Genomic DNA, 6,567 nt, shown 5'->3' with positions numbered 1-6,567 from the left:
CCGCCCCGTTCACCGCCACGACGATCCGCAGCTCCGAGCGGCCGAACCTGACCAGCCCCCCGCCGGGCCCCGGCTCCACCTCCCGCACGGTCCCGGGCACCCGCGCCCGCACCGGCCCCCGCGGCGGCAGCCCGGTGGCGTCGGCCCGCCGCCTGCGCCACGCTGCTCGTACGGTACGCAACCCCTGAGCCGCCCCCAACGAACCGACCGATTTCACCGAACGCACCAGGTCACGACCGTCCATGCTGCTCACCCTGCCATTGACCGCGCCCCGCGTGCGTGTCGTTCAACTGCCGTTCACCCGTGATCGGACCACATCTTCACGACACGGACTGTGTGGGGGACACCCTGGTGCGGAAGTCGATCACATGGCATCGTCCCTGTCAGCCGCGTCACGCGCACACCCCAGCCCGTGCGCGGAGGACGCACACGACGCGCACAGTCCGGGAGCCGCCCCATGTCGACCGTGAACCCCCAGCCGCTCTGGCAGCCGAGCCGGGACCAGATCGCCCAGGCACGGATCACCACGTTCCAGACGTGGGCCGCCGAACACCACGGCGCCCCCGCCGACGGCGGCTACGCGGCACTCCACCGCTGGTCCGTGGACGAGCTGGACACCTTCTGGAAAGCGGTCACGGAGTGGTTCGACGTCCGCTTCTCGACCCCCTACGCGCGCGTGCTGGGCGACCGCACGATGCCCGGCGCCCAGTGGTTCCCCGGAGCCACGCTGAACTACGCCGAACACGCGCTGCGCGCCGCCGCCTCCCGCGCGGACGAAGCCGCGCTTCTGCACGTCGACGAAACCCATGACCCCCGCCCCGTCACCTGGGCCGAGCTGCGCCGCCAGGTCGGCTCCCTGGCGGCCGAGCTGCGCTCCCTCGGCGTACGCCCCGGAGACCGCGTCAGCGGTTACCTCCCGAACATCCCGCAGGCCGTCGTCGCCCTCCTCGCCACGGCGGCCGTGGGCGGCGTGTGGACCTCCTGCGCACCCGACTTCGGCGCCCGCAGCGTCCTCGACCGCTTCCAGCAGGTCGAACCCGTCGTCCTGTTCACCGTCGACGGCTACCGCTACGGCGGCAAGGAACACGACCGCCGCGACGTCGTCGCCGAACTCCGCCGCGAACTGCCCACCCTGCGCGCCGTCGTCCACATCCCCCTGCTCGGCACCGAGACCCCCGACGGGGCCCTGGACTGGTCCGCCCTCACCGCCGCGGACACCGAACCGGTCTTCGAGCAGGTGCCCTTCGACCACCCGCTGTGGGTGCTCTACTCCTCCGGCACCACCGGACTGCCCAAGGCGATCGTCCAGTCCCAGGGCGGCATCCTCGTCGAACACCTCAAGCAGCTCGGACTCCACTGCGACCTGGGCCCCGAGGACCGCTTCTTCTGGTACACCTCCACCGGCTGGATGATGTGGAACTTCCTCGTCTCCGGCCTCCTGACGGGAACGACGATCGTCCTGTACGACGGCAGCCCCGGCCACCCGGACACGGGCGCCCAGTGGCGCATCGCCGAACGCACCGGCGCCACCCTCTACGGCACCTCCGCCGCCTATGTCATGGCCTGCCGCAAGGCCGGCGTGCACCCCTCGCGCGACTTCGACCTCTCCGCGGTGAAGTGCGTCGCGACCACAGGCTCCCCCCTGCCACCCGACGGCTTCCGCTGGCTGCACGACGAGTTCGCCGAGAACGGGGCCGACCTGTGGATCGCCTCCGTCAGCGGCGGCACGGACGTCTGCTCCTGCTTCGCCGGAGCCGTACCGACCCTCCCCGTCCACATCGGCGAGCTCCAGGCCCCCGGCCTGGGCACGGACCTGCAGTCCTGGGACCCCAGCGGCAAGCCCCTGACCGACGAGGTCGGCGAACTCGTGGTCACCAACCCGATGCCCTCCATGCCGATCCACTTCTGGAACGACCCCGACGGCACCCGCTACCACGACAGCTACTTCGACACCTACCCCGGCGTCTGGCGGCACGGTGACTGGATCACCATCACCTCCCGCGGCTCCGTCGTCATCCACGGCCGCTCCGACTCCACGCTCAACCGCCAGGGCGTCCGCATGGGCTCCGCCGACATCTACGAAGCCGTGGAACGCCTCCCCGAGATCAGGGAGTCCCTCGTCATCGGCGTCGAACAGCCCGACGGCGGCTACTGGATGCCCCTGTTCGTCCACCTGGTCCCCGGAGCCACCCTCGACGACGACCTGCGCGGCCGCATCAAGCGGACCATCCGCGAGCAACTGTCACCGCGTCACGTCCCCGACGAGATCATCGAGGTACCCGGCGTCCCGCACACCCTCACCGGCAAACGCATCGAGGTCCCGGTCAAGCGGCTCCTTCAGGGAACCCCGCTGGAGAAGGCGGTCAACCCGGGCTCCATCGACAACCTCGGCCTGCTCGCCTTCTACGAGGAACTCGCCCGCAAGCGCGCCTGACGGTCCCGGGAACAAGACCGGCTCCCCCTCTGCCCACGCGTTGTCAGTGCCGCCGATTACTGTGAGTGAGCATTGATCGACTGTGTACAGGGGGAGACATGGCCTACACCGACCACCGAACCTTGCGACGCGTCCTGCGCCGCGAAGTCGCGGGCACCATCGGCCTGCTGGCCGACGAGCACGACTTCCGCGCCATGCGGTGCTACGACAGCTTCGTCTTCGACGACCACACCACCTACCTCAAACACATGGAAGCCCTCCTCAGGACGCGCGAGCTGCAGGGCAGCCACACCACGGTGGCCCTCTTCGACCCCGAGGACTACGCCGAGTACTGCGCGGAAACGGGCCTCGACCCCGACAGCCACACCAGCCGCACACGGTTCACGGCCGCACTCGCGTCCACCGGCCCCACGGTCCCCTACGACGGCCGCCCGCTGGCCGACCTCCTGCCCACCCTCGTCGACGAGGCCGTACGCCACGCCACCTGGGACTACGCGACCACGCTCCTCGCCCGCCTCGGCACCTGCGCCTCGTGCGGCGAGGACCTGGGCCGCGCCGCCTTCATCCGCGCCTCGCACCTCCTCGTCCGCATCCTCGACACGGCTCCGCCCGGCGAGCGGCACCTCGTGTGCAGTGTCTCCGGACCCCCCGAAACGCTCGTCGCCGTCCTGCACGCCGACGACGTCGCCGGCCGCCTGGAACTCGACGAGTCCGAAGCCCTCGAATTCACCACCGTCCTGGCCGTCGGCCTCGCCACCGGGAGCCCCGGCGGACTGGTCACGCGGATCAGCGAACCAGGCCGCCCCGACCGCGTCCACGGCTGGCGACTGCGCGCCTACGGCCTCGAACCTCTCACCGCCGGAGAGGTCTTCGACGCCTACTGCACCGACGCCGAGTCCGGGGAGCTCATCTCCCCGGAGTCCAACGTCGACTACTGCGCGCCGCCCGACCTCGGCGAGGGACCGGGCCAAGCCCACAGCCACTGAGCCGCAAACGCCCGAGGGGTGCCCCACCTGGAGGTGGGGCACCCCTCGGGGACACCCAGCAGACCGGCCCGGTCCGGCTACTCGCCCGACAGCACCGCCTGAGCGGCGGCACGGGCATCGGCGGCACTGTCCGCCGCCCGGGCCGCCGCCGCGGCCCGCTCACACTGCGCCAGCGTGAACTTCGCCAGCGACGCCCGTACATACGGAATGGACGCGGCTCCCATGGAGAGAGAGGTGACCCCCAGACCGGTCAGCACACACGCGAGCAGCGGGTCGGAGGCGGCCTCACCGCAGACACCACAGCTCTTGCCCTCGGCCTTCGCCGCCTCGGCGGACAGCGCCACCAGGTCGAGCAGCGCGGGCTGCCACGGATCCTGCAGCCGGGAGACCGCGCCCACCTGACGGTCCGCGGCGAACGTGTACTGCGCGAGGTCGTTCGTGCCCAGCGACAGGAACTCCACCTCCTGCAGCACCGAGCGCGCCCGCAGCGCGGCCGACGGGATCTCGACCATCGCACCGAACTTCGCCCGCAGCCCCGCTTCCCGGCAGGCGTCCGCGAAAGCCTTGGCATCGGCCCGGTCCGCCACCATCGGGGCCATGACCTCGAGGTGGACGGGCAGCCCCTCGGCGGCCTTGGCCAGTGCCGTCAGCTGCGTACGCAGTACCTCGGGGTGGTCGAGCAGCGTCCGCAGACCACGCACGCCCAGCGCCGGGTTCGGCTCGTCCGCCGGAGTCAGGAAGTCCAGCGGCTTGTCCGCGCCCGCGTCCAGCACCCGCACCACGACACGGCCCTCGGGGAACGCCTCGAGCACCTGACGGTAGGCCGTGACCTGCTTCTCCTCGGAAGGAGCCTTCTTGTCGTCGTCCAGGAACAGGAACTCGGTACGGAAGAGACCGACACCCTCGGCGCCCGCCTCGACGGCGGCCGGCACATCCGCCGGGCCACCGACGTTGGCCAGCAGCGGCACCTTGTGGCCGTCGGCGGTCGCACCGGGCCCGGTCGACGCCGCCAGCGCCGCCTTGCGTTCGGCAGCCGCCGCCTCGAGCCGGGCCTTCTTCTCGTCGCTCGGGTTCACGAAGATCTCGCCGGTGCTGCCGTCGACCGCTATCAGCGTGCCCTCGGCGAGTTCGCCGGCACCCGGCAGGGCGACCACGGCCGGGACACCGAGAGCGCGGGCCAGGATCGCGCTGTGGCTGGTCGGGCCGCCCTCCTCGGTCACGAAGCCGAGAACCAGCGTCGGGTCGAGCAGCGCCGTGTCCGCCGGTGCGAGATCACGGGCCACGAGGACGTACGGCTCGTCGCTGTCCGGCACACCCGGCATCGGCACCCCGAGCAGCCGCGCGACGATACGGTTCCGCACGTCGTCGAGGTCGGCCACGCGGCCCGCCAGATACTCACCGGCGTTCGCGAGCAGCTCGCGGTACGCGGCGAACGCGTCGTACACCGCACGCTCAGCGGTGCTGCCGACGGCGATGCGTCGTTCCACGTCGGCCATCAGCTCGGGGTCCTGAGCCATCATGGCCTGCGCCTCGAGAACCGCCTGGGCCTCACCCCCGGCGAGGTTGCCGCGCGCCATCAGGTCGGCCGCGACGGCCTCCACGGCCTTGCGGGCGCGCCCTTGCTCACGCTCCGCCTCCTCCGCCGGGATCTGCTTGGCCGGCGGTTCGAGCACCGCCGTACCCATGTGCCGTACCTCGCCGATCGCCACACCGTGGCTGACACCGACGCCTCGCAGCGTTGTCTCCATCTCACCCGTCTCCGGTAGAGCGGCGGGCTCCGCCGCCGCGTTGGTTGTCCTGGTGGCCGTCACGGGACGGCGCCGCGTCACTTCCAGAGGAAGAGGGTGTCGCCGGCCTTCACATCACCGTCGTCACGAAGCTCGGAGAGAGCATCCGCCGTGGCCTCCAGGGCAACGACCGGGCACACCGGGGACTTGCCGGCGGCCTCGACGGCTGCCGGGTTCCAGCGCACGATGCTCTGCCCGCGCGTCACGGTGTCGCCCTTGTTGACGAGCAGCTCGAAGCCCTCGCCGTTGAGCTGCACGGTGTCGATGCCGAGGTGGGTGAGCACGCCGTGTCCGTTCTCGTCGACGACGACGAACGCGTGCGGGTGCAGGGAGACGATCACACCGTCGACGGGGGAGACGGCCTCGGAGGGCTCCCGCGCGGGGTCGATCGCCGTACCCGGGCCGACCATGGCCCCGGAGAAGACAGGGTCGGGCACGGACGCCAGTCCGATGGCCCGTCCTGCGAGCGGGGACGTCACGGTGGTCATGGGAAGCCTCCCAGGCGTGGAGATCTGTACGTACGCCGCCGTCACTGCCTGCCTCCGGCGCGCTGTTCAGCAGCGTATGTCATAGGACGTACCGGTTCCGGGGGACAGGTCCGGATCAGTGGTCTAGACGAGAGGTCTAGACCACACACTCTAATCGATTTGCGCGTGGTCCGCGACCCCGTGTAGAGTCGTACTCCTGCTCGGGGATGAGCGGCGCGAACAGACGCCCCTGACTCGACAGCAATCCAACTTGTCAGATCCTAACTTTGGATCACTTCCTGCATGTCCGCAGGGCGGTGGTCAAGGGGCCGGAAAAACACTGATAGAGTCGGAAACGCAAGACCGAAGGGAAGCGCCCGGAGGAAAGCCCGCGAGGGTGAGTACGAAGGAAGCGTCCGTTCCTTGAGAACTCAACAGCGTGCCAAAAGTCAACGCCAGATATGTTGATACCCCGACCTGATCGGTTCGATCGGGTTGAGGTTCCTTTGAAGAAATACACAGCGAGGACGCTGTGAACCGCCGGACTATTCCTCCGGTGGTTCCGCTCTCGTGATGTGTGCACCGGATCACCGGTAAACATTCACGGAGAGTTTGATCCTGGCTCAGGACGAACGCTGGCGGCGTGCTTAACACATGCAAGTCGAACGATGAACCACTTCGGTGGGGATTAGTGGCGAACGGGTGAGTAACACGTGGGCAATCTGCCCTGCACTCTGGGACAAGCCCTGGAAACGGGGTCTAATACCGGATACTGACCCGCCTGGGCATCCAGGCGGTTCGAAAGCTCCGGCGGTGCAGGATGAGCCCGCGGCCTATCAGCTTGTTGGTGAGGTAACGGCTCACCAAGGCGACGACGGGTAGCCGGCCTGAGA

Annotated in this window: 4 protein-coding genes, 1 rRNA gene and 1 pseudogene; 3 read left to right on the top strand and 3 right to left on the bottom strand. The window is 69.8% G+C overall.

What is annotated here, in order from left to right:
* Window positions 1-244: pseudogene (locus B7767_RS48105) on the bottom strand (glycosyl hydrolase); the annotation flags it as partial.
* Between the two features lie 213 nt (window positions 245-457).
* On the opposite strand from B7767_RS48105, the gene B7767_RS18595 reads away from it, so the two are divergent.
* Window positions 458-2,434, top strand: a complete 1,977-nt coding sequence (locus B7767_RS18595; protein WP_085573169.1) for an acetoacetate--CoA ligase — start codon at window positions 458-460, stop codon at window positions 2,432-2,434.
* Between the two features lie 98 nt (window positions 2,435-2,532).
* The gene (locus B7767_RS18590; protein WP_085573168.1) at window positions 2,533-3,420 is read left to right on the top strand and encodes a hypothetical protein; all 888 of its coding nucleotides are present in this window, start codon (window positions 2,533-2,535) and stop codon (window positions 3,418-3,420) included.
* Window positions 3,421-3,497: 77 nt separating this feature from the next.
* Here the strand turns inward: B7767_RS18590 and ptsP are convergent, their stop codons facing one another.
* Together ptsP and B7767_RS18580 are read right to left on the bottom strand one after the other, a co-directional pair.
* Entirely contained in the window at window positions 3,498-5,168 is a 1,671-nt protein-coding gene (gene ptsP, locus B7767_RS18585) for a phosphoenolpyruvate--protein phosphotransferase (RefSeq protein ID WP_085573167.1), read from the bottom strand.
* 77 nt (window positions 5,169-5,245) lie between these two features.
* The gene (locus tag B7767_RS18580; RefSeq protein WP_030867976.1) at window positions 5,246-5,695 is read right to left on the bottom strand and encodes a PTS glucose transporter subunit IIA; all 450 of its coding nucleotides are present in this window, start codon (window positions 5,693-5,695) and stop codon (window positions 5,246-5,248) included.
* 579 nt (window positions 5,696-6,274) lie between these two features.
* Here B7767_RS18580 and B7767_RS18570 point away from each other — a divergent pair.
* Window positions 6,275-6,567, top strand: a 16S ribosomal RNA gene (locus B7767_RS18570); the annotation flags it as partial.

Source organism: Streptomyces sp. 13-12-16 (assembly GCF_002114215.1).
In the GTDB taxonomy this organism is placed as follows: Bacteria; Actinomycetota; Actinomycetes; order Streptomycetales; family Streptomycetaceae; genus Streptomyces.
The sequence above is the reverse complement of the archived record's forward strand: the minus strand, read 5'-3'. Positions and strand labels throughout refer to the sequence as shown.

Bases quoted from the DNA above. Each gene is read 5' to 3' on its own strand.
- B7767_RS18595 (WP_085573169.1), top strand. From the start codon at position 458: ATGTCGACCGTGAACCCCCAGCCGCTCTGGCAGCCGAGCCGGGACCAG.
- B7767_RS18590 (WP_085573168.1), top strand. From the start codon at position 2,533: ATGGCCTACACCGACCACCGAACCTTGCGACGCGTCCTGCGCCGCGAA.
- ptsP (WP_085573167.1), bottom strand. From the start codon at position 5,168: ATGGAGACAACGCTGCGAGGCGTCGGTGTCAGCCACGGTGTGGCGATC.
- B7767_RS18580 (WP_030867976.1), bottom strand. From the start codon at position 5,695: ATGACCACCGTGACGTCCCCGCTCGCAGGACGGGCCATCGGACTGGCG.